General features: G+C 62.6%; 12 protein-coding genes. 8 read left to right on the top strand and 4 right to left on the bottom strand.

Annotated features, from left to right (window positions below):
* Positions 1-97: 97 nt before the first annotated feature.
* The 8 genes from PS14A_RS13700 to PS14A_RS13735 all read left to right on the top strand — a co-directional run bounded on the left by PS14A_RS13700 (position 98) and on the right by PS14A_RS13735 (position 6,208).
* Positions 98-961 carry a putative selenate ABC transporter substrate-binding protein gene (locus PS14A_RS13700; RefSeq protein WP_212616466.1) on the top strand — a complete coding sequence of 288 codons (864 nt, stop codon included), beginning with the start codon at positions 98-100 and terminating at the stop codon, positions 959-961.
* Positions 958-1,755 (top strand): ATP-binding cassette domain-containing protein, encoded by a 798-nt coding sequence (locus PS14A_RS13705; protein WP_212616467.1) that lies wholly within the window; start codon positions 958-960, stop codon positions 1,753-1,755. Before PS14A_RS13700 ends, PS14A_RS13705 begins: the two co-directional genes overlap by 4 nt.
* A complete protein-coding gene (locus PS14A_RS13710) occupies positions 1,749-2,576 on the top strand; it encodes an ABC transporter permease (protein WP_212616468.1) in 828 nt (275 codons plus the stop codon). The genes PS14A_RS13705 and PS14A_RS13710 overlap by 7 nt, the downstream gene beginning before the upstream one ends.
* Positions 2,573-3,340, top strand: a complete 768-nt coding sequence (phnE, locus tag PS14A_RS13715; RefSeq protein ID WP_212616469.1) for a phosphonate ABC transporter, permease protein PhnE — start codon at positions 2,573-2,575, stop codon at positions 3,338-3,340. Before PS14A_RS13710 ends, phnE begins: the two co-directional genes overlap by 4 nt.
* Positions 3,341-3,518: 178 nt before the next feature.
* A complete protein-coding gene (locus PS14A_RS13720) occupies positions 3,519-5,198 on the top strand; it encodes an MFS transporter (RefSeq protein WP_212616470.1) in 1,680 nt (559 codons plus the stop codon).
* Between the two features lie 107 nt (positions 5,199-5,305).
* Complete coding sequence (locus PS14A_RS13725) at positions 5,306-5,524, top strand: hypothetical protein (protein ID WP_056789562.1); 219 nt, start codon at positions 5,306-5,308, stop codon at positions 5,522-5,524.
* Between the two features lie 230 nt (positions 5,525-5,754).
* On the top strand, positions 5,755-5,949 hold the full coding sequence (locus PS14A_RS13730) for a stability determinant (protein ID WP_110645437.1): 195 nt from the start codon (positions 5,755-5,757) through the stop codon (positions 5,947-5,949).
* A gap of 37 nt (positions 5,950-5,986) precedes the next feature.
* The gene (locus PS14A_RS13735; RefSeq protein WP_231507568.1) at positions 5,987-6,208 is read left to right on the top strand and encodes a type II toxin-antitoxin system RelE/ParE family toxin; all 222 of its coding nucleotides are present in this window, start codon (positions 5,987-5,989) and stop codon (positions 6,206-6,208) included.
* A gap of 56 nt (positions 6,209-6,264) precedes the next feature.
* On the opposite strand, the gene PS14A_RS13740 is transcribed toward PS14A_RS13735, so the two are convergent.
* From PS14A_RS13740 to gspE, 4 genes are all read right to left on the bottom strand, one after another.
* Positions 6,265-18,765: a filamentous haemagglutinin family protein gene (locus PS14A_RS13740; RefSeq protein WP_212616471.1), complete on the bottom strand. Its 12,501-nt coding sequence runs from the start codon at positions 18,763-18,765 to the stop codon at positions 6,265-6,267.
* A 191-nt stretch (positions 18,766-18,956) separates the two neighbouring features.
* Positions 18,957-20,066: a substrate-binding domain-containing protein gene (locus PS14A_RS13745; protein WP_137213753.1), complete on the bottom strand. Its 1,110-nt coding sequence runs from the start codon at positions 20,064-20,066 to the stop codon at positions 18,957-18,959.
* Positions 20,067-20,529: 463 nt separating this feature from the next.
* On the bottom strand, positions 20,530-21,741 hold the full coding sequence (gene gspF / locus PS14A_RS13750) for a type II secretion system inner membrane protein GspF (protein ID WP_212616472.1): 1,212 nt from the start codon (positions 21,739-21,741) through the stop codon (positions 20,530-20,532).
* Positions 21,741-23,147 carry a type II secretion system ATPase GspE gene (gspE, locus tag PS14A_RS13755; protein WP_212616473.1) on the bottom strand — a complete coding sequence of 469 codons (1,407 nt, stop codon included), beginning with the start codon at positions 23,145-23,147 and terminating at the stop codon, positions 21,741-21,743. Before gspE ends, gspF begins: the two co-directional genes overlap by 1 nt.
* Positions 23,148-23,547 lie beyond the last annotated feature (400 nt).

Below are 23,547 nucleotides of genomic sequence, written 5' to 3' on the forward strand. Positions count from 1 at the left end.
AATGAGTATAACCTCGCCGTTTCGTCTACCCTGACGTGGCGCGCCGTTGACTACCGGTGGCCCTTCGAATGTTGACGCTTACGAAACGGAGAATTCTATGTTCAAGCGTACCCTCGCCCTCACCGCCGGCCTGGCCCTGTCCTTTTCTGCCCTGATGGCGCAAGCCGCAGATGTCCTGCGCGTCAGCGCGATTCCCGACGAAGCCCCGACCGAGTTGCTGCGCAAGTTCGAACCGCTGGGCGCCTACCTTGAGCAGCAGTTGGGCATGAAGGTGCAGTTTGTGCCTGTCGCCGACTACCCGGCGGTTGTTGAAGCCCTGGCCACCGATCGCCTCGACATGGCCTGGCTCGGCGGTTTCACTTTTGTGCAAGCTCGATTGAAGACCGACGCCACCACGCCAGTGATCCCACTGGTGCAGCGCGAGCAGGATGCGCAGTTCACCAGCAAATTCATCACCGCCGACCCGAACGTGAAAAGCCTCGCCGACCTCAAGGGCAAGACCTTCGCGTTCGGTTCGGTGTCGTCCACCTCCGGCAGCCTGATGCCGCGTTACTTCATGCTGAAGAACGACGGCATCAAGCCTGAAGGCTATTTCAGCCGCGTCGCCTACTCCGGAGCACATGACGCCACCGTTGCCTGGGTGCAGGCCGGCAAGGTCGACGCTGGTGTATTGAACGCCAGCGTCTGGCAGAAACTGGTCGACGCCGGCAAGGTCGACACCAACAAGGTCAAGGTCTTCGCCACCACCCCGACCTATTTCGATTACAACTGGACCGTGCGCGGCACCCTCGATCCGAAGCTGGCAGCGAAGATCAAGAAAGCCTTCCTCGACCTCGACCCGGCCAATCCTGAGCAGAAGAAGATCCTCGATCTGCAGGCTGCCAGTCGCTTCATCGAAACCAAGCCCGAGAACTACAAGGGTATCGAGGAAGCCGCCCGCGCTGCCGAACTGCTGAAATGACCCTACGCCTCACCCAGGGCAGCCTGCGCCACGCCAATGGCGTCGATGCCCTTCGTAACATCGACGTGCAGATCGATGCCGGCGAACAGGTGGCGATCATCGGCCCGTCCGGCGCCGGCAAATCGAGCCTGCTCAATCTGCTGGCGACTGCGCTCGAGCCCAGCAGTGGCGACATCGAAGTGCTCGGCGAACGCGCCTGGCGCTTGTCGGCTCACCAGCGCCAGCGCCTGCGTGCGCGCATCGGTCTGGTGCATCAGGCGCCGCCGATTCCGCCGCGTCAGCGGGTGATCACCGCGGTGCTGGCCGGCAAGCTTGGTCAGTGGAGTCTGGGCAAAAGTCTGCTGAACCTGCTGCATCCGCTGGATGTGGCGGGCGCTCGCGCGGCGTTGGCGCGACTGGATCTGGGCGACAAACTGTTCGCCCATTGCCAGCAATTGTCCGGCGGGCAATTGCAGCGCGTCGGCATTGCGCGGGTGCTGTATCAGGCGCCGGAAATATTGCTCGCCGACGAACCGGTTTCGGCGATGGACCCGGTGCTCGCCGGCCACACGTTGTCGATCCTGTCGCGCCATGCCCGGGAGCACAACGTCACGCTGGTGGCGAGTCTGCACGCGGTAGATCTGGCGCTGGCGCACTTTCCACGGATCATTGGCTTGCGCGACGGGCAGATTCTTTTTGATTGCCCATCCGATCAAGTCAGCCGCGACAAGCTCGATGCGCTGTACGCCAATGAACAACTGCAATCGCCAGCGCCAGCGGTCGCGCCTTTGATTGTGCAGATTCCGCGATGCTGAAGGCCGATGCACGGGACCCGGCGGCGTGGCCGCGATTGTTGCTGACGCTGCTGGCGCTGGCTTTGCTGTGGCCGGGCATTCAGCTTAGTGAGCTGGACCTGGGCGTGCTGTTTCAGGCCGATAGCCAGAACGAAATGGGCCGTTTCGTTTCGGCGTTCTGGCCACCGGCGCACGATCAGGCGTTTCTGCAACTGCTGCTCAAAGCCACCCTGCAAACCCTGGCGATTGCCACAGCGGGCATGGCCCTGGCCCTGCTGCTGGCGGTACCGGCAAGTCTGATCGCCAGTCGCGCGTTGTCGCTCTCGGCGGCGTCCCGGGGCGGCGTGCCGAGCCTGCCCGGGCGTTTGCTGCGCTGGCCGGTGCGCGGCTTGCTGATCTTTCTGCGCAGCGTGCCGGAGATCGTCTGGGCGCTGTTGTTCGTGCGCGCGGTCGGCCTCGGGCCGGCGGCGGGCGTGCTGGCCATCGCCATCACCTACAGCGGCATGCTCGGCAAGGTCTACGCAGAAATTTACGAATCCACCGACCAGCGCCCGGCGCACGCGTTGTTGCAGGCCGGCAGCGGTCGACTGGCGGCGTTTGCCTACGGCACGTTGCCAAATGTCGCCGCCGAACTGCTCTCGTACACGGTGTATCGCTGGGAGTGCGCGATTCGTGCCTCGGTGGTGATGGGCTTTGTCGGTGCCGGTGGGCTGGGGCAACAGATCGACCTGTCGATCCGCATGTTCGCCGGCGGTGAAGTCGCCAGCATGTTGCTGACGTTCCTGCTGCTGGTGCTGTGCGCCGATCAGCTCAGCCGCTTGCTGCGCTGGAGGCTGACATGAGGCGCCTGATCAACCTGCTGCTGATCGTCGTCATCGCATGTGCGGTGGTCGCCTCTTTTGCCTATCTGGAACTGGATCTTGCCGAACTCGGCAGCGCCAATAGCCTCAAGCAGATGGGCAGTTATGTGCAGCGTTTCCTCAGTCCCGACTTGAGCGCCGGGTATCTGAAAGCCATCGCCCACGGTTCGCTGGAAACTCTCGCTATGTCAGCCCTCGGCACCCTGCTTGCGGCGCTGTTCGGCATCGTCCTCGCGCTGCCCGCTGCCGGGCGTTTCGGCTGGCCGCTGCAAAGCGCGGCGCGTCTGCTGCTCAACGGCTTGCGGGCGATTCCGGAGCTGGTCTGGGCGGCGCTGATGGTGCTCGCCGCCGGTCTCGGACCGAACGCCGGCACCCTCGCCCTCGCTCTGCACACCACCGGCGTACTCGGTCGGCTGTTCGCCGAAGCGCTGGAAAACACCCCGCCACAACCGGCCGAGGCGATCCGCTTGCAGGGCGGCAATCCGCTTCTCGCGTTCTGCTACGGCACCCTGCCGAACCTCGCCCCGCAACTGCTCGCCTACTGCCTGTATCGCTGGGAAAACAACATCCGCATGGCCAGCGTGCTCGGTTTCGTCGGCGCCGGCGGCCTGGGCCAGATGCTGTATGTCAGCCTCAGCCTGTTCCAGGAAGCCCAGGCCAGCACGGTGATTCTGGCAATGCTGTTGCTGGTGTTTCTGGTCGATTGGCTGAGTGCCTGGAGCCGGCAGCGTTGGGTCAGAGCGTAGGCCAAGTGGATATTCGCCAAAAGCTGATTATGCTTCAGGAAACCTTGCAGCCCTGCGAGGCGGTCAGACTGTGCAAGCTTCACGCTAGAGCAACGGCGGCAGATGCCAACGGGCCAGAGTGCGACAGGCAGTAACGGGGGACTCCGGCCTACAACAATAAGCACGACGGAGAACACCCATGGCCACAATCGACACAGCATCCACCGGCACGCCACCGCGCAGCGGCGGCATCACCAGGGAGGAGCGCAAGGTCATCTTCGCCTCCTCGCTGGGCACGGTTTTCGAGTGGTACGACTTTTACCTCTACGGCTCGCTGGCGGCGATCATCGCCAAGCACTTCTTTGCCGGCGTCAACGAAACCACCGCGTTCATCTTTGCCCTGCTGGCCTTCGCCGCCGGGTTTGCGGTGCGGCCGTTCGGCGCCATCGTCTTCGGGCGCTTGGGCGACATGATCGGGCGCAAACACACGTTTCTGATCACCATTGTGATTATGGGCGTGTCGACGGCAATCGTCGGTCTGCTGCCCGGATACGCGACCATCGGGGTCGCCGCCCCGGTCATCCTCATCACCCTGCGTCTGCTGCAGGGCCTGGCGCTGGGCGGGGAGTACGGCGGCGCGGCGACCTACGTGGCCGAGCACGCACCACGCAACCGGCGCGGCTTTTTCACCTCGTGGATTCAAACCACCGCCACCCTCGGTCTGTTCATGTCATTGCTGGTGATTCTTGCCTGCCGCACTGCGCTGGGCACAGAAGCATTCGAGGCGTGGGGCTGGCGGGTTCCGTTTCTGCTGTCGATCATTCTGCTGGCCGTGTCGGTGTACATCCGCCTGCAACTGAGCGAGTCGCCGGTGTTCCAGAAAATGAAGGACGAAGGCAAGGCCTCGAAAGCGCCGCTGACCGAATCCTTCGCACGCTGGGACAACCTCAAAGTGGTGATCATGTCGCTGCTCGGCGGTACCGCAGGGCAAGCTGTGGTCTGGTACACCGGGCAGTTCTATGCACTGTTCTTCCTGTTGCAAACCCTGAAGATCGACGCGCAGACCGCCAACCTGCTGATCGCCGGATCGCTGCTGATCGGCACGCCGTTCTTCGTGATTTTCGGCAGCCTGTCCGATCGCATCGGGCGCAAGCCGATCATCATGGCCGGCTGCCTTCTCGCAGCGCTGACCTACTTTCCGATCTTTCATGCGCTGACCCAGTACGGCAATCCGGACGTGTTCGTCGCCCAGGAAAAAAATCCGGTCAAGGTGATCGCCAACCCTGATCAATGCTCGTTCCAGTTCGATCCGGTGGGCAAGGCCAGATTCACCAGCTCCTGCGACCTGGCGAAAACCCTGCTGGCGAAACGGGCGATCCCGTACGAGAACGTCGCCGCAGAACCGAACACGGTGGCGCAGGTGCGCATCGGTGACCGCGTGGTCGAGAGCTTCGAAGGCAGCGCCCTCCCCGCCGCCGACTTCAAGACCCGCAACGACGCCTTCACCGCCAATCTCGCCGCGGCGCTGAAAGACGCCGGTTACCCGGAAAAAGCCGACCCGGCGAAAATCAACTATCCGATGATGCTGCTTCTGCTGACCGTGCTGGTGATCTACGTGACCATGGTTTATGGCCCGATCGCCGCGTGGCTGGTCGAACTGTTCCCGACGCGCATCCGCTACACCTCGATGTCGCTGCCCTACCACATCGGCAACGGCTGGTTCGGCGGTTTCCTGCCGACCGTGGCGTTCGCCATGGTCGCCGCCACCGGCGATATCTATTACGGGCTCTGGTACCCGATCGTCATTGCAGTGGCGACGGCGATACTCGGCACGTTCTTCCTGCCGGAAACCAAGGATCGCGACATTCTCAAGGACTGAAAAACGCCGCAGCGCCCTCTCCTGCGGGAGAGGGCTTGGCGCTGAAAAAATTCGAACGTCTGCCGCCGCGCTGTCTCCAATGTGTACACCAACAGGAGGCCCGTGCCATGAACCCCAACGACGACAAAACTCCCAACGCCCCACCCACCGATGCCAGCGGCAAACCGGTGAACGTGGTCGAGCGCGATCTGCAGGACCGCGACGGCAAGACCGAAGGCGTGGACAAAATCATCACGCCGTCTTCCACTCGGGTCAAAGAGCAGGAAGCTGAAGAGCTGCAGCGCAAAGTCGATGAGATCGAGCGTAAGGTTGCAGACGGTAACTGAGTGCAGCGTGGCTGTGGCCGCGGCTTTGAGCGGCGGCTGTCAGCCCAATGACCAAAAGCTGATTTCCTACAGAATCGAACTACATCCCTGATCGACTTCACGTGCATCACAAGCGAAGCGTTTTACAGATTTGCATCGTCTGTTTGGGGATGATGTCTCCCTCGTCCCGCCAGTGACGACAACGAGCCCACATCCCCTTAGACTGCTTCACATTGATCATGGAGGTCATGATGAGCGCTGAACTTTCACTTATCGTTTCAGACTTCGAAACCGAAGAAGAGGCTGCGGAATACGACCTTTGGTATCGCGCCAAGGTACAAGCCGCACTTGATGACCCGCGCCCGCCTATTCCCCACGATGAGGCAATGGTGCTGCTAGGTCAGATGCTGGAAGAGAGACGCAAGAATCGACGCGCTGCCGGTTAGCTGGAGTAAACCGGCTCTTGGAGATCTGGCTGACATCATCGAATACGTAGAACAACGCAACACTGTCGCTTCAGTTGCACTGCACCAAAAGCTCAGCGCCGCAGCGCGAAGGCTTTCCTGGATACCGCATGGTTTCCGCTCCGGCCGAATACCGGGCACTCGCGAAATGGTCATTAACTCGAATTATTTACTGGTCTATCGGGTGACAGACCACATCAAAATTCTGACCGTTTTGCACGCCCGTAAAAAATATCCATAACCACTCATAAAAAAAGGCGGCCAACCGGCCGCCCAAACGTACTGCACGAGAGTCTTTTACAACGTCAGCTGCCCACGCTCCTCCTCGGTCAGCTGCTGTTTCGCCTGTTCATCCAACGCCCCGGCGCCCAGCACCTGCACCGGGCTGTCCGGGTTATAACCCGGCGCTGGCGCGCGACTGGCACCATCACGCGACGGTGCCAGTTGCTCGTTGCCGAAGCTGAGTACCTGCACGGTGAACACCGAGGCCTGGTTCTGCCGCGCCGCTGCCTGTTGCTGCCGCGCGACGTCTTCAGCCGCTTGTGTAGCGGAGGATGCCGCCGAACTGGCCGAGGTGATCGCGCCGGTGTTGACCGCCGATACCACCGGCACGCCGGTTGCCTTGCCCTGCACCGAAATGTTCGCGGCGTTGACCACCGTCAGCGCGGCGATGTTGACGTTGCCTGACACGCGAATCCCCGCTTCGCCGGCATCGATGGTGCCCAGTGGCGCGATCAGGTCGATGTTGCCCGGTGCCACTTCGGCAATCGGGTTGAGTGTGGCGATACCAGCGCCGGTGCTCGGCACCGACGGCGACAGCGTGACGTTGCCCCAGGTGTCGTAGACGCGTTTCGGCGGTGTGTAGACCACGGTGGTTTTCGAGCCGCGACCGGCGTTGATATCGCCCTCGGCGGACCAACCGAGAATCGAGCCGCCGAAGGTGGTCATGATCCGGCTCTGGCCGAGCAGGATGCTGCCTTGGGAGTACAGCTGAATGTCGCCCGAGCCTTGGGTGATGATCCCCGCTGTCGACGGCGGCGCCGCGCCTTCGATGCCGAACACCTGGCCACCGCCCGGTGTGAGCATCTGGATATCGCCGCCAAACAGCGTCTTGACCCCGGCGCCGCCGTACATCGTGATACCGCCGTCGTAGCGGATCGGATTGCCGGCGACATCAGTGGTCGGGAACAGTGCCGCAATGGCGTTGCGACCGCGCAAGTAACTGCCGGTGCGCGGGCCATTGGCATCGGTGTATTCCAGGCCGCCGGCACGCAGTTCGGCGAAGTACACCTGGCGGGCGAAGATCGCCTGTTCGGTACTCGGCAGTGCGGCGAAGAACGCTTGCGCCTGTTCGTCGCCACCCTTGAAGCCATAACCCAGGCTCAGCCAACTCTGCAGTTCTTCGACGTAGGTCTTGACCACTTTGCCCGGTTGCGCGCTCAGGGCCACCGCTGAATCCGCTACGTTTTGCGGGTTCAGATAACGCGCAATGAACCGTGAGTAATCCGGCCCCTGCACGCCTGCGCCGGCCTGCAACACGATGCTCGCCCCCGATCGGCTGTCTCCCGCCGCGATCGGTCCGAGGCTGGTAATAGCGGCCCGGTTCTCCATCAGGATGTTGCGCCCGGCATTGACATCCAAAAGGCCCGGACCGGCGATATCGAAGCTGCTGTAGAGAATGTCGCGCCCGGCAGATACGCGCGAGACATCCCGCGGGTCGTTGTGAATGAACAGGTTACCGGTCGAACTGACGCTTTGGCGGGTTCCGCCCAATTCCTCATTCGGCGCGATTGTCGGCTGCCCCAGGAAAGTACCGGACCCGACGATGTCGCGACCGGCCATCATCCACACCGGCCCCGCCGCTTCATACCAGGTACGCGCGGACGGGGAAAAGCTCAGGGTTTCGCCGCTGCGTAGACCGACCAGATCACCGGTCAAGGCATAGAAACGCGCCGGACCCTGTACATCACTCGACCCCGAGAAGGTATCGGCGCCAAACGCAAACAGCGGATAACGCAGGTTTCTGCTCGGGATCACACCATCGGGGCTGTAGTTGCTGACCAACGGCACGTTTGCAGTGCTGGCTCCGTATCCGGAGAAGGAAGGCGCAAAGGGGGTCGCGATGGCTCCCGGGCTCGCGCCGGACTGATTGATCGCATAACCGCCGGCGTAGATGGAGTCACCAGCCAGCAACGACAATTGCCCGTTTGTCGAAGGCGCCAGCAATAGCGAGTACCCCACCGCCGGGAACAGATTGCTCGCTGCACCAAAAGCGGCCGACGGTCCCACGTAGATGGAACCCTTGGCTGCAGCGGCCCGAAGAATCGAGGGATATACAAAGCGACCATCAGTCGGCGAGCTGTTCATTGCGCTGACGGGTTGAGACAACGTCGTGCTGACTTCAGCCATCTGTGTGCTCGGTGTGAGATTGCCCCCAGCGGAAAACAGATCTATGGCCGTGTGCCCGGTCCACAACGAGAAACCGCTCAGTCCGCCACCCGCATGGACCACACCACTGTCAGTGGTGAACGGGGTGGAGTTCTGCAGCCTTACCCGACCCGGGTCCGCCGCGCCCCCCATCACCAGGTCGCCGCGTGTACTGATGCGCATCCCCGAATCACCCGGTATCAATACCACGCCACCGCCCGCCGCTCCGGTGCTGGCACTGAACAAATCGTAGGCTCTGGTTTCCCGGGCGTCCTGCTGGAATTGCTCGACGCCATATTGCAGGTTGATTGCACCCGCAGCAGCGCCGGTCAGCTGTGCCGCACCCCGTAGATTGATCAGGGCGCCTTGAAGGTCGTGTCGCGGCGGTGTCGTGCCGTTTTGCCCCGACCTCGCCTGCAATGACGGATTGAGCATGCCACCGAGACGAATGTCCATGTCGCCACCGCCAGTCAACTGCAGGCTACCGTCAGCGCCAACGCGGCCGGTGCTGCCCACCGCCACGATCAGTCCCTGACTGCGGGGATTAAGCAACTGATCGCCCATGGGCCTGAGCATGCCTGCATCCGCGCCAGCGCGCAGGCTGATATTGCCGCCGCCCAATGTGCCGAAGCCGGTGAAGCCGACCAGGTATGACCCGGTGTCGGTGCTCTGGTCCGGCAAGGGCTGCGTGGCGTAGCTGCCGAAGTTGATCCACCAGGCCGTAGGCAGATCCGCCTTGCCATCACCCTGACGCCAGAGCCAGTTGCCCACAGCAACGCTGGATACCTGTTCGCGCAGTGGCGCGTTCATTACATAGCCGCGCCGCCCGAGCGTGTCCCCCGACACCGAGCCACCGGCACCGATGGTCAGGTTGCCGCCCATCTGCGGATACCACGCCTGATACAGGCTCTCCGAACCGCCATTGACCCATTTTTCGTAAGCACTGCCGGCGCTGCCCAGTATCGATCCATCGTCAGACAAGCGGCCGCGGGCCTGGTTGAAACGTGAATCGACATCGCTGGACTGAGTGCCCGCCGTATAAACGCCGAACGGTGAGTTCATGCTCAGATTGCCCGCGGCCATCAAATCCAGATCGCCAGTACCGGTGCGAAGCACGCTGAACATCTGCGAATGGGGACTGGCGTTTATCCCGCCCTTGTTGGCCAGGCAGTTCCCCGGGTCGATGTCGCACCAGAACAGATCGTCGTCACTGACCGGGGTTCCGGCGGGTATGCCCATCATGTTGCCATCCGCCCACAGGAACTTGGCCGGAGGGAGACAGACCCCGGGAATCAAATCGCACCAGAAACTATCCTCATCGCTGACAACGCTGCCCGCCGGATAACCCAGCGGGTTATCCGCCGACCAGGTGCTGTCGAGCTTTTTCTCAGTGACAAGAATCCCGAGGTGGGTGTCCGCCAGCCGCAAGTCACCGGTACTGGTGACGGGTTTCACCACCCGACTGTCAGCGGCTTGCAGGTCGGCACCCGCAACCATCCGCATCGACCACGATGCGCTGCCCGACGGCAACATGCTCGCGATCGCCCAGTTCGCGCCCTGGCGTGTACCGTTCAATGAACGAAGTTCGATAAAGGGTGTGTCGGCGGCCAGCACCACATCGGTCATCGACGGAATCAGGGAACCACGCAGCAGCGCCAGCGCCCCATTCAACTTCACACCCACCGAACGCTGCTGGTCATCCAGAACACTGGGCAACGGCACGCCTTTTGGCCAGAGCATGGCCTGCATCCCGGTAGCCTGACCGAGGCGGGTCCCGGCGCCGAGGCGGCTGCCGGCTGGCAATATCACACTGTCATTGAGCAGCGTTCCGGCGCCATACAGCAGGTTACCGGAGGCATCGTGTACGGCTGCGCTCAACACGGTGCCGGCCGGCAGAGTGTAGGGGCCGGCGAGCACGGCCTCGGTGGGCAACAGCGTACCGCTGGCGAGGACGGCGGCCTGGATCGGCAGGTCATAGTTCAGCTTGACGCCTGCTGGGAACAACGTGCCCTCGGCCAGCGTCACGCCTGCGCCCGGCACAATCAGATCGCCGCCAAACGGCTGGACGCCCGGTAGCAATTTCCATCCGGCATCGTCCACGGTTTCCGGTGGCGGCGCGAAACCATCGTTGATGCTGCCGTAGATATCCAGGTCCCCTCCGGCTCGAATCACCAGGCTCCCCGCCTCGCCAGAACCGTACACCGAAGTTTTGCCGGTGTTCGGGTTGAGACTGGCGTAGCGATAGCCGGACAAGTCCAGATCGCCCTGTACCACCAGATCGCCGTCGGCGGTTTTACTCGCAATCTCTACGCCTGGGCGCAAATGGAAGGCATCGGCATACCGCGCATTGTTCAACCCTGCCAGTTTGCGCTGCAACAGATCACTGTTGCCCAAGGCTGCATTGATGAACAGATCGTTGTCAGCGTGGATGCGGTTCAGGTAAGCCTGGTCGATGATTTGATAAGGCCGGCCGCTGGCCGCTGGATCCACCCCGTCGGCGGCATCGGTATAGCGGCGCACGGCATTGAGCCCGATGGACCGCGCGCCCTGGATGATCAACGCGCCAGGGGCGTCGATGGCGATGTCATCGGCGCCCAGTCGCGGTACGTTCAGCTCCAGCGTGCCGCGCAGGCGACCGTCATTCTGACCCGCCAGTGTGCCGACTGCCGCGTCCGTGCCATGGCGCAGGTCTATCCGCGCACCGGGAGCGAGTGTCAGCAGGCCGTCGCCGGAACTGAGTTCGACCATGGCCCGGTTGGGCGCGTCGATAATCTTGCCGTAACTGTCGACCCGCAGTACCCGACCGTGAGCATCCAGCACCGCACCGCCCGCCACATTCAGGCCATGGGCGGCGGACAGGCGAATGTTGCCGACCCGTTCGCCGCTGGCATCGACCAGGCCGTTCACCGTCAGGCTGCCGTTGTCTAGCGATACCGAGACCTCGCCCGCCCTGAGGCCATCGCCGACCACCAGATCGCCCTGTTTTAACTGGAAGCTGCGACTGCCGAAGACTTGGCCGGCGTTCAAGCGTTGGTTGAGCGCAGCAAACTGTTCATTCAGTGCGCCACCCAAGTGTTGCGCGCGGATGTCCACGCCAGCGGATTTGTAAGGTACCCACGTGCCGCCGGCATCGTAATGCCCTGTACTGCTGCCACGGATCTCACCCTGCAGATCGACCTCGCCTGCGGTGTCTGACAGTGCCACGACACTCAGATTGCCGGCCTGATTGTTCTGCGCCGACAGATCGATGCGCGAGCCGCTCGCCTGACGAATATTGCCGTCGCGGCTGTACAACGCCACGTCGCCGCCCCAGCTGTACTGGTTGATATCGTTGAATGGCAAGGTGCGGCCCGCCAGGTCCAGATTCGCCCCGCTCGTGAGGGTCAGATTGCCCTCGGCCTTGACCTGCAATTTGCCGCTGGCCAGCGCAATCCGGCCGTCGAGCACCACGTTACGCCCCTCCAGCGTCAGTTCGGCACCCAGTGCATCGGCGAGCGCCGTCCCGGCCGGTCCGCTCAATACCAGACTGCCGCCGGCCTTGAGCGCATTCACCGAGCCGGCCTCCCCGGTCAGCAGAGGTGTGCGCAGGTTCAGGTTGCCGCCGCTGTAGAGATAACCCTTGATCGGGTCGTAAGCCCCCTGCGTTTCATAAACCGCGAGGCTGCCCTTGTGGTTGGCGGTGATACGATCACTGGCGTTGAGGTTGACGTTGGCAAAGCCCAGCGCAAGACGAGCGTTCTGATCCAGGCCGTTGGGTTGGGAATAAGGGCCGTAGCCAAAATCGATGCGCTGAGCCTCAATGTCCAGCGTGCCGTGTCCGCTGCCCGCACCACCGCTGGCCACGGCCCCGGGCGCCTGAGTGGCGCCGTTCCAGATCAGGTTGGCTGTGCGGATGGTCGCCACGTCGCTCGTATCGCCCAGGCCGTACATCGCCGGGGTCGTGATGATCAAATTCTGCAACTTGCTGCGCCCGGTCTGAGGATCCACGGTGTCCAGCGCGACGCTGCCATAAAAGTTCAACGCGTCGCGAGCGGTCAGGCTGAGCGTTTCCAGGGCTGGCGCAGCAAACTGAGTATCGCCGCGCAGCAAGCGGTCCAGCACGCCCTGACTCAACGTCAGGCCGGCAGGCAGGCGACCGGCCGCCGCCAGTGTTTCAGCGGTACCGATGTTGACCGCACCCACAGCCAATGCCAGGTGACGGGTGCCGAAACGCACCGCTTCGGCCAGTTCGAACTGATTGTTGGTGGCCGCCGTAATGCTGCCATTGGAATAGAGCATCGCGGGATTGGCGCATGCCTGGTGATTACAGGTGCCGATGCGGATGCTGCCAGACGCAGTGCTGGCGTTGACCTCTGGCGCCAGCACATTCGTCCAGCCATTGGACACCACCAGCAGACTTGCGGCGCCGGGCTGATAGACAAAACCGTTCGAGGAGTCGTACGGCACCTCGCCGCGGCCCAGGGAATTGATGCCGGCACCGGCCTCAACCGTGATGGCACCGTTGCCATTGTTGGTCCAGAGCAGCACTTCCGGTGCTGAAAGCAGCGCACCTTCACGCAAGGTGATGTTGTAGGTACTGCCTGTGAAACTGACGATATTGCCGGCCGAGCCGTAATTCACCGTCGGGCTCGCACCGATCGCCAGACGAGAAGCGCCGAGCCGGTTGAGCGTATCGGCACTCAGCGAGACGCCGGCAAAGCCTTTCGTGGCTGACTGTCCGGGGCCGAGAATCTCGAAGTTGGCGCCACTGCCGCCACGAATCACAGCCGTCCCGGCCACGCCTCCCTTGGCGGCGGCGAAGGCGATCCGGCCATTGAAATCCAGCGCGGTATCGTGATTACCCCCCGCGATGACAAACAGGTTGAGCGCTTTGGCATCCATGGGCGCCAGCGCACGCGGAACACCCCGGCGCGCTGCATCGCTGACGATGAACTGCTCCAGTGTGGTTTCGTTGTATTGCGAGTAACGCCGTAACACATCCGCCGATGTCACGATGACCTGGCTGGCGAGACTTTCCCGCACGCCGGTATTGGCAATCGACATCCGCGCACTGCTTGTCCACGAGCCGTTGCGCATTGCAACCGCGCCGTTGCTGGCGCCGGGGGCGGCCTGGCCGTTGACTTCGACCCGGAACGCGCCGGGCAGCAACGTGAAGGTGGAAGGCAACAGTGTATAAGTGCCTGCCGCCAACCCTGGCACGCCGGTGTCCAGGGTGATCTGCTGACCGATGCGCGGATCGACCGCTCCCGCTTCCCCCAGTATCGGTGCGTAGGCGCTCTGATCGCCCGGGACAATGGCGTACACCGGGTTGCTGGTCAGCCCCGGCAGACTGAACGTGCCATCGCTGGCATTACGCACCAACGGACTGAACCGCGCATCGGTGGAGCCACCGCGACCGGAGACAAACCCGGCACCGCGCAAATCTCCGCCGCCCGAGAGGTCGATCAACGCGCCGGACTGCACATCCACGTACTGCGAGCGCAGGTTCACCCCGGCGCTGTCGCCACTGATGCCTTTCAATGTGATCGGTGCGCCGTTGTAAAGGTATTCGATACCGTCGGTGGTGCCACCATAAGGCATCACCAGACCGGCCGCACTGACCGACGTCGTACTGCCGGGCAACAGGCGCAGTTCCCGGGTTTTGATCAGCAGATCATCACCCAGACTGATCACGCCCAGAGGCGCACGCAGAACACCGCCCTGATCGATCCGGCTGGCGCTCATCGCCAGCGTGCCAAACACCGAGTACGGCAGCGCTGTCGGCGCCGTACCCTGGCCAGTGATGCGCAATGTCCGATGGGTATCGGCGAGAGAACTCTGACTCTGATAGCCGACCCGGACTTCGGCCGAGACCCCGCTCGCAGGGTAGATCTGCGCAGCGCGAAGATTCAGGTCCCCTGGTGTCCACAACTCTGACTTCACTTGGCCACTGACGGGCGCCAGAAACCGCACGTCCCCGGTGCTGGTCAGCGATACCTGATCAAAGCCGCGACGGCTGACCTCAACCGGGGCGTCTTTGTTCTGCAAGATCGACCCATGCGCGCCGAACGACAGGCTGTTGGCAATATCCAGAACGTTGGCATTCACGTTGAACTGCGCCGGCGAAACTTGCGCAGTCGGACTGTTCAGGACCCGGGGGCGAATGGTGTCCACCACGCCGTAATAAGTCCCCACACCGGACAGCCGCACGGAAGGCGCTGATAGATCGACCCGCGTCGAGTCGCTGGAAGTCTGCGCCAGGGACAAGGCCCCCGCATAGAGATTCAGACTCTGATTCATGTGCAGGTCGACGTCGCCGTCAAATGACAAGAGGCCGTTGCTGAACACGCTCAGATTGTCGAATCCGCCCGACATCAACGTATCGGTGCTCAGGCGGGCATGGCCGTAACGAAGGTTGTTCGCGGCGTCACCGGGCTTGAGGTCCAGGGGCAACACTGCATCGTCCGGCCCCTGGCCAATAACGATTTCCCGAGCTCGCAGAACCTCGGCACTCGTTTTCTGCGTAGCGTACAGCGGGGTCTCCAGGGCTACCTCCAGCCGTCCGCCGGCAGCACCGCTGCCACCTGAAGCAGCGCGCAGCTGACCATTGATCCACAGGCCGTTATAGGAGCTCAGGCTGATACGTCCGCCATCCGAGGCAACGCGAGTCGGCCCCTGCCCGGAGATGTCCAGCACGGCCTGCGTTCCGGAGGCATCCAGACGTGCACCTTCGCGCACAATCACAAACGCATCGGCCGCCGTCGCCGCCGCTCGCTTGGGATCGATTTCGCCGCCGATGATAATGCTGCCGCCCTTGTCGACCTGACCGTAGACCCGACCCGACGCATCGACAGCCGTGTGGGCACGCCCCGCAACGTCCAGCTGCGCTTGCTCGCCGACCCAGATCGAGCGGTTGTGCGCCTTGCTGTCGGCTTGTTGCTGTGAAGTGGCGACGTCGATCGAACCGAACTGTTGCTGACGTATATCCAGGGTTCCGCCCCAGGCCTGCAGTTCGCCTTCGAGGGTGATCTGCCCGGTCCCGCGCAGATTGATCCGCTGTCCGGGATCGACGGTGATGCGCGATGCGCGGCCCAGCGTCAGGGTGCTGGCGGTGTCGAACCGGTCGAGTTCACTCGAGCCGGCCTGCAGCGCCAGACTCGCACCGGCGCGCTGGCTCAGTACGCCCTTGAGCGGGTCTTCCTGATACAGCGTGGGCGTCCACAGTTCCATCGCCTGGCTCGGTTCGACCCCGCTGCCCGGATTCAGCGTTGTGTCTGCAAAACGGTAGACCGGCATCGTCACATCGATTTGTGTGCCCGCTGTCACCTCCAGCCCGTTCAGGCCGGTGACCCGGTAGGCGGAGAAACCGTTGTCGAACAACTCGGGCGTCAGCTGCAAGGCATGTTCGGGCAGCCTGTCTGCGGACGCACCGATCCGCACCCGGTTGGCCTGGATAGCCAGCGCACCGCCGCCCGTCACGCCATGCCCGAAGATGTCGCCGGCCATCGTCAGATGCGAATCGCCCAGCGCGGAAATCGCGCCGGACTCAAGACTCACGTCGCCACCCTTGCCACCCCGGGTCTTGCCATTGGCCAGAATCGCAGCACCGGACGACACATCGATCAAGCTGCCCGTCGCAACATCGATATCGCCACTGCTGCGGATCGAGATCCGGCCGCCGTTCAGGTAGCCGAGACTTGCCACATCGTCCGTATCGGTGCGCAGATTGCTCCAGAGACCACGGGTGTCGAGGCGTACATCCCTGGCGATCGTTACCTGCACCGGATCACCCGCCGGTGCCGCAATCAGCATGTCATCAAGGGTGGTGCTGCGCAGTTGGTTCAACACGTTGCCCAGGTTCAGACTGCCGCCGCGCGCCGTCAGGTTGGCCGCAACGCGGACATCCGGTGCGTACAGCGTGATGTCGCCACCGGCGTCTACCTTGAGCGCGTCGTTCACTTCAATCCGCTCAAGCGCCGAGATCTTCAGTGCGCCGAGATCAAAACCATTGAGCTGGCCGGCGTTGAGCAACAACTTGCCCTGACGGTCTTGCGCGACGGCGCCGTTCAGCTCCTCGGTGAATTCCTCGTCCCGCCCTTCGCCGCCAATCAGGACCTGATCCAGCAGCGGATTGAGGGTGTAGCGCAATCCGCCCGACGCCGCCTGATAGCTCGGCAGATAATTGCCGACAATCAATTGCGCGCGCCGTGCCAGCGCAGTCTGGCTCTGCTCATAACCGTCGATGACCGCACGCGGAGCCTGGGTCTGTCGCTCACCCTGGAAAACCTCACCCAGCAGTTGCCCGCCCAGCACCGCGTTGACAGTGCTGACCAGCAGTTGCCCGGCATCGCGACCAACCGTGTAACCCGACTCTCTGCGACTCGACGGTGCAATCAGCGGGTTGTAGAACGTGCGGGTCTGGCCCCACCGCTCACTTTCATCCTCGTAGCCCTTGTACAAACCGGTGTAGAGCTGATCCCCCGGCGCACGCGAGACTTCATACAGGCGACCGTCTGCACCGCGCAGCCAGCTCTGTCGAATCTCACCGCTTTGCACATCAAGGGTGCCGCCGGACAGGTTGATCAGTGATCCCTTACGAGTGACCACGTCGTTGCCGGCAAAACTCACTGTGCCGCCCTGCGCCATCCACTCGCCGATGCCATGCCCCTGGGTGCCCAGATAACCGCCGACTTCCAGCAGGCCACCGGCCGTGTACCAACGGTCCGTCGCATAGCCATTGGTGCCGGCCGGCACGTAGACCAGTTCACGCACATCGACCCAGACATCGTTACTGTTGAGCGCGCCGTTCTCGCGGTTGACCGACGCATCGCGCTGCTCGTTGCCCTGCACGTTGATCTTGATGTTGTTCGATTCCATCGCCACCTTGACGCCGACGGCGCCGGAAACGTCGATCACCGCGCCTTCGCCAACCAGGCTACGACGCTGCGCGCTGACAGCGACCTGGCCGCCGGTGGCCAGGGTGATCGAACCGTTCTGGAAATCGACGCTGCCACCGCTCCGGAGATCGATACGCGACTGATCGCCGCGAATCCTGTTATTGAGGCTGACCCCGCTCAGGGCCGCCTGATGCTGACTGTCCAGCGCCGTCAGGTCGCTGCTGTCGAGCAGGACCGCCGTGACACTGCCGGGCGCCAGGGTCACGCTGCCGCTCGTGTCACTCGCCGGATTGAGCAAGTGGATGGTCCCGCGAGTGGCGACCGAGGTGCTGCTCAGCAACACGCCGCCCTGCTCCACCTCATGCCCGGTCAGGGTGATGTCACCCGTGGCAGCCTGAATCAACCCGTTGTTGCTGACCCGCCCACCACTTTCCAAAGCCTTGAAGCCAGGCGTGACTTCGTTGCCGAAGGTTGTCGAAAACGTGTTGCCTTCCGTGCCTGAGCCTTTGCGGATGTAAAAACGATCACCGGCACCCAGCACGGTCTGGCCTTTGACGGTGTTGATGGTGCCGTCATTGATCACGTCTTTACCGAGCAACAGCGTATAGCCGCCGGCGTCGGTCGAGACGGCGGGCTTGTGGGTTTCAAGCACCGCACCGCGCTCCACCAGCACCTTGCCGGCGGCATCGGTGAACGTCGGTTGGCTGCCGTTGCTGTCGAAATACAGACCACGATCCCGGAACTGGATATCGGTGATATTGGCGGCGGCGGCCACCAGGTTGCGCACGTTTACCTGGCTGCTGCCACTGAACACGATGCCGTTGCGGTTGATCAGCATCACTGTGCCGTCGCCCCTGATCTGGCCCTGGATCTGACTGGCGCGTGCGTTCGGATCGTTGACACGGTTGAGCACGGCCCAATTGGACTGCTGAGCAAATTCGACAGTGGTATTTCGCCCGACGTTGAAGGTCTCCCAGTTGAGAATGGCCTTGTCGGCGGTTTGCTCGATCTTCACGTTGGTCTTGCCATCGGCTTGCGTCTGCTGCGGGCCTTTGGCGTTCAGCCAACCCTGGGTGAGGCTGTTGTCGACCTTCAAGCCGCCGTCGCCCAACCCGTCCGGCACGTTTTGCACACTGCCCAGGGCCACCGCACGCCCGGCCGCCTGCGCCGCCTGTTGCGCGGCAATCGCCGCCACGGTGTTGTTGAGCGTCTGCAATGAACGCTGCAATTGCTGATTGGCTTTTTGCTGCTGCGCCAATGGTGGCGTCATCCCCGGCAGCCCTCCCATACTTGGTCGAGCGGCCGTCGCTTGTTGCGCAGCGCCCTTGGCGGCAAACCAGCTCGAACTGAACGCCGTTTGCGCCTGCGCACTGCCCGCCACCAGACACAACGCCACCGCGTGCGCCAAGGGCTTGAGCAGCCACAACCCCGGGTCGTTGACCTCACGCTTGAGATTTTGAGCACGGGTACTGCGACGGGATGGGCGAGCGAGCATCACTACGAGATCCTTTTTGATTGCCACATAAGGCTGCAGGCCAGCGAAAACCTGCTGTTACGACATAGGCAGTTGGCGCGAGGCACGACCGAACGGATGTCACACAAACTTCATGATTGAGGTGTAGATCGGCCAAAAAAAATGGCAGCAGCCCGAAGGCTGCTGCCATTTCATTGCGCGTGTAGCAGGACTTACAAAGGACGACCCACGCCGTTGCAGACGCTGGCGTTGTTGATGTCCAGGTTGTTGCCGGTGGAGTTGGTGACGAAGTTGGCGGTCACAGCGTTTTTCCAGTTGGTTGGAACCGGAATGAAGCCGTGGGCAGCAGTAGCGGCAGCGTTGCCCGGAATGCTGTAGTGCTGGGTCAGGAAGGCCTTCACGTCAGCGGCAACCGCTGCGTCCTTGTAGCACTGGCCGAAGATGAAGTTGGTGTAGGCCGCCATGGCATAGCCGGTACTTGGGTTGGCTACGACCGGTACCCACTGCGCCGGGTTGGATGGGGTGGCTGGCAGAGCAGCCGACGACAAGGCAGCGTTGACGTTGGCGCTGGTAGGCTGAACACCGTTGATGCGCGCCACAACGGCGTTGCTCGAGGCGTTCACACCGTCCGGACCGACATAACCGATCGAACCGTCCACAGCGTTGACGGCAGTAGCAACTTCAGCGGTGTTGACCACACCTACCCAGTTGCCTGGCAGCGGAGAGCCACCCAGACGAGCGCTGGTAAAGGTAGTGCCGACGGCGAACTTGCCAGGGCACACCGAGTTCAGGTGACGGGTGAGAATTTCAGTGGTGCCGCTGGAAGCCGTGCGATAAACCACGCGGATCAGTGTCGGGTCGGTTTTGGCGTCGTTGTTGAGTAATTCACCCCAAGTGATCTTGGCACCGGACAATGCGTCGCACAGTTGCGTGCTGGTCAGGTTGAGGGTGGTGTTGCCAGTTTTTTTGTAAGGGATCGCCACCGAGGTCGCAACCGATGGCAACTGAATCAGCGGGCCGTAGGAAGTACCGAAGTTGGCGGTGTAGTTGCTGAGTTCGGTAGCGCTGAGAATCGAATCGCTGGCAGCAAAGTGCACTGTGCCGGTGGTGCCAAATTGCGAAGCGTTGTTGGTCAGGAAAGCACTTTTGCCAATGCCGCTACCGGTCACGGCGTAGCTGAAGTTGGCAGGCAGGATGCTGTTGGCAGAACCTTTGTACAGTGCGGCAGGCAGCGAGGCGCCACCACCGGTTACGGCCATGGCCTGGGCGGAAGCCAGAGCGGCGACGGTCAGTGAGGCGGCGATCAGAGTGCGCTTGAACATGAAGAATCTCCTTTTCAACTTGGTTTGGAACACAGGTTTCGGAAGGCTTGCATGACACCGGGAGGGTCCACCGTGGTGGAGCCGCAGAGAGAAATTCGCAGCTTCCGGTGACAGATAAAGGAAAAAACCTCGGGAGCTGCGGGGGGATTTTTGCGCGGATTTCTCGGGTGTTTGCGGTGGGTTGCGGCGCGTCTGGGTCGGGGTTTGGCTGAATCGGGCTGGAGCCGTTGGCGGGTGGTTGCAGATGACAGAATGGAGAACCCGAGGATGGGCGGATTGGGGCTCGGGTGGTGCTAAGACTGGTGAAAAAAAGCTGAGTTATTTATTGCCCTGACTGGCCTCTTCGCGAGCAAGCTCGCTCCCACAGGAATTGATGTTGTGAATGCAATTTACTTCACAACACCGAACACTGTGGGAGCGAGCCTGCTCGCGAAGAGGCCGGCCCGGCCGACATCAAACTGGGCTACTGCACCAACTGGTTGATCTCAATAATCGGCAACAACACCGCCATCACAATCACCAGAACCACCCCGCCCATCACCACAATCATCAGCGGTTCGAGCAAGGCGGTCATGCCCATCGCTCGCCGTTCGATATCCCGCGATAGAGTCTGTGCCGCGCGCTCGAGCATCGGCGGCAGCGAGCCGGTTTTTTCGCCGCTGGCGATCAGGTGAATCAGCACCGGCGGGAAGACATTCTCCACCCGCAGCGCGGCGGCGAGGTTGACGCCTTCGCGCACCTTCGCCGTGGCCTCGCTGACGCTCAGGCTCAAGCGGTCGTTGGACAATGTCTGCCGCGCCGCTTCCAATGCACGCAACAACGGCACCCCGGCGCCGCCGAGGATCGCCAGTGTTGAGGCGAACCGCGCAGTGTTCAGGCCGAGAATGAAACGCCCGAACAGCGGCAGTTTCAGCACCCGGTGGTGCCAGCTCAAGCGCGCCGCCGGATTGCGCAAATACAAACGCCAACTCCAGAACGCCCCGGCCATGAGCGCCGCACACAACCAACCCCAGGCGCGGATGAAATCACTGGCAGTGAGCATCGCCAGGGTCAACCCCGGCAAATCCTGCCGCGCCTGGGAAAACGCGCTGACCACCTGCGGCACAACATAGCTGAGGAGGAAAATCACAATGCCGATCGACACCAACCCGACCACGCCCGGATAGATGAACGCGGTAAGAATCTTGCCGCGCAGGTTGTTGCGTTCTTCAATGTAATCCGCCAGCCGTTCCATCACTTGGGCCAGATCGCCGGACTCTTCGCCAGCGGCAATCAGCGCGCGGTAAATCTCGGGAAAATCCCGTGGCCGCGCCGCCAGTGATTCGGCAAGACGCATGCCGCTGCGCACATCCGCGCGCACGGCGCTGAGGGTCTGGGCGATGTGCTTTTTCTCGGCCTGCTCGACTGTGGCGCTCAGTGCTGCTTCCAATGGCAGACTGGCGCCGAGCAGGCTCGCCAATTGCCGCGTGGCCCAGGCGAGGTCGTTGTCGGAGAGTCTGGCGCTGAACAAACCGCCGCCACCGTGGTGGGCGACGTTGCTTTCCTCATGCACCGACAGCGCCGTCAGGCCACGTCCGCGCAAGGCACTGAACGCCGCGCTCTGGCTGTCCGCCTCAAGGTGCCCGGACGCGATTTTCCCGGTGGCATCCGCCGCTTCAAAGCGATAGCGATTCATCAGGCGTCCCGTGTCACACGAAGGATTTCTTCCGGCGCGGTGGCACCGCTGCGAATCCAGCGCTCACCGTCCTCACGCAGGCTGAACATCCCCGCTTTCGACGCCGCCGCACGCAAGGCCTGCTCCCCTGCCCCTTGGTGAATCAGGGTGCGGATGTCGTCGTCGATGCAGAACAATTCGTGGATGCCGGTGCGGCCGCTGTAACCGCTGTGATTGCACGCCGCGCAGCCGACCGGCCGCCAGGTGCCGGGCGTGGCCGGATCTTCCTGTTTGCACTGATTGCACAGGCGCCGCACCAGACGTTGCGCGAGGACGCCGAGCATGGATGACGCGAGCAAGAACGGCTCAACGCCCATGTCGATCAGGCGATTGACTGCCGACACCGCGTCGTTGGTGTGCAGCGTCGCCAGCACCAAATGCCCGGTGAGCGAAGCCTGCACGGCGATTTGCGCAGTCTCGAGATCGCGGATTTCACCGATCATGATGATGTCCGGGTCCTGCCGCAGAATCGCCCGCAGCGCGAGGGCAAAGGTCATGTCGATCTTGGCGTTGACCTGAATCTGGCTGATCCCCGGCAAATCGTATTCCACCGGATCTTCCACGGTGAGGATGTTGCTGGTGCTCGCATCCAGCCGCGCCAGCGCCGCGTAGAGGCTGGTGGTTTTGCCGCTACCAGTCGGCCCAGTGACCAGGACGATGCCGTGGGGCTGGCGAATCAAATGGTCGAGTTTGGCCAACACCTGCGCATCCATGCCGAGGGTTTCCAGATGCAAGCGCCCGGCCTGTTTGTCGAGCAGGCGCATCACCACGCGTTCGCCATGGCCGGTGGGCACCGTCGACACACGAATATCGATCGGCCGCCCCGCTACGCGCAAGGCAATACGACCGTCCTGCGGCAGGCGTTTTTCGGCGATGTCGAGCTGGGCCATGATCTTGATCCGCGACACCAGCGCACCGTGCAACGCCTTGCGCGGCGAGACCACATCGCGCAGGGTGCCGTCGACGCGGTAGCGCACCACCGAATGGGTTTCGAACGGCTCGATGTGAATGTCACTGGCCTCGTCGCGCGCGGCTTGGGTGAGCAAGGCGTTGATCATGCGAATCACCGGCGCGCCGTCCTGCGTGTCGAGCAGGTCGGTGATTTCCGGCATGTCCTGCATCAGCCGATCGAGATCGACTTCGTTCTCGGCGGCACCGACCACCGCCGCCGCACTGCCTGTATCGGCGTAAGCGCTGGCGAGCAAACCGTCGAGCTCGTCATCGCGCACACGTTCGATCCGCGTCGCACCGAACTGCCGACGCACCTCGCTGATCGACCAGCCGGGCGTTGACGGGCACACCGTCAGCACGCCATCGCGCAAAAGAATGCGCTGCGCCTTGGCCCAGGCGTAAGGCAATGCACTCATCGCTCACCCTCCTCACAATCCACTGTGGCAATGGGAACCCCTGTCGCAATACGATCCCCCGTGGCGAGGGGATTTATCCCCGTTGGGCTGCGCAGCAGACCCAAACCTTGAGAACCGGTTTCTACAGGCAAATCGCATGTGCCCGGTTTACGACTGCTGCGCAGCCCAACGGGGATAAATCCCCTCGCCACCGTCATCATCTCAGTCAAAACCGAGTGCTCCCTTCGATCGGCACCGTGGCAATGGAATTCCCTGTGGCAATGAGATCCCCCGTGGCGAGGGGATTTATCCCCGTTGGGCTGCGAAGCAGACCCAAACCTTGAGAACCGGTTTCCACAGGCAAATCGCGTGTACCGGTTTTACGACTGCTACGCAGCCGAGCGGGGATAAATCCCCTCGC

Origin of the sequence: Pseudomonas sp. 14A, assembly GCF_018132745.1 — a bacterium.
GTDB classification, from domain to species: domain Bacteria; phylum Pseudomonadota; class Gammaproteobacteria; order Pseudomonadales; family Pseudomonadaceae; genus Aquipseudomonas; species Aquipseudomonas mercuritolerans.

What these genes read in the sequence shown, in the direction of transcription:
- gspE (WP_212616473.1), bottom strand. Translation starts at nt 23,147, where the DNA reads ATGAGTGCATTGCCTTACGCCTGGGCCAAGGCGCAGCGCATTCTTTTG.
- PS14A_RS13705 (WP_212616467.1), top strand. Translation starts at nt 958, where the DNA reads ATGACCCTACGCCTCACCCAGGGCAGCCTGCGCCACGCCAATGGCGTC.
- PS14A_RS13710 (WP_212616468.1), top strand. Translation starts at nt 1,749, where the DNA reads ATGCTGAAGGCCGATGCACGGGACCCGGCGGCGTGGCCGCGATTGTTG.
- PS14A_RS13745 (WP_137213753.1), bottom strand. Translation starts at nt 20,066, where the DNA reads ATGTTCAAGCGCACTCTGATCGCCGCCTCACTGACCGTCGCCGCTCTG.
- gspF (WP_212616472.1), bottom strand. Translation starts at nt 21,741, where the DNA reads ATGAATCGCTATCGCTTTGAAGCGGCGGATGCCACCGGGAAAATCGCG.
- PS14A_RS13720 (WP_212616470.1), top strand. Translation starts at nt 3,519, where the DNA reads ATGGCCACAATCGACACAGCATCCACCGGCACGCCACCGCGCAGCGGC.
- PS14A_RS13730 (WP_110645437.1), top strand. Translation starts at nt 5,755, where the DNA reads ATGAGCGCTGAACTTTCACTTATCGTTTCAGACTTCGAAACCGAAGAA.
- PS14A_RS13740 (WP_212616471.1), bottom strand. Translation starts at nt 18,765, where the DNA reads ATGCTCGCTCGCCCATCCCGTCGCAGTACCCGTGCTCAAAATCTCAAG.
- PS14A_RS13700 (WP_212616466.1), top strand. Translation starts at nt 98, where the DNA reads ATGTTCAAGCGTACCCTCGCCCTCACCGCCGGCCTGGCCCTGTCCTTT.
- phnE (WP_212616469.1), top strand. Translation starts at nt 2,573, where the DNA reads ATGAGGCGCCTGATCAACCTGCTGCTGATCGTCGTCATCGCATGTGCG.
- PS14A_RS13725 (WP_056789562.1), top strand. Translation starts at nt 5,306, where the DNA reads ATGAACCCCAACGACGACAAAACTCCCAACGCCCCACCCACCGATGCC.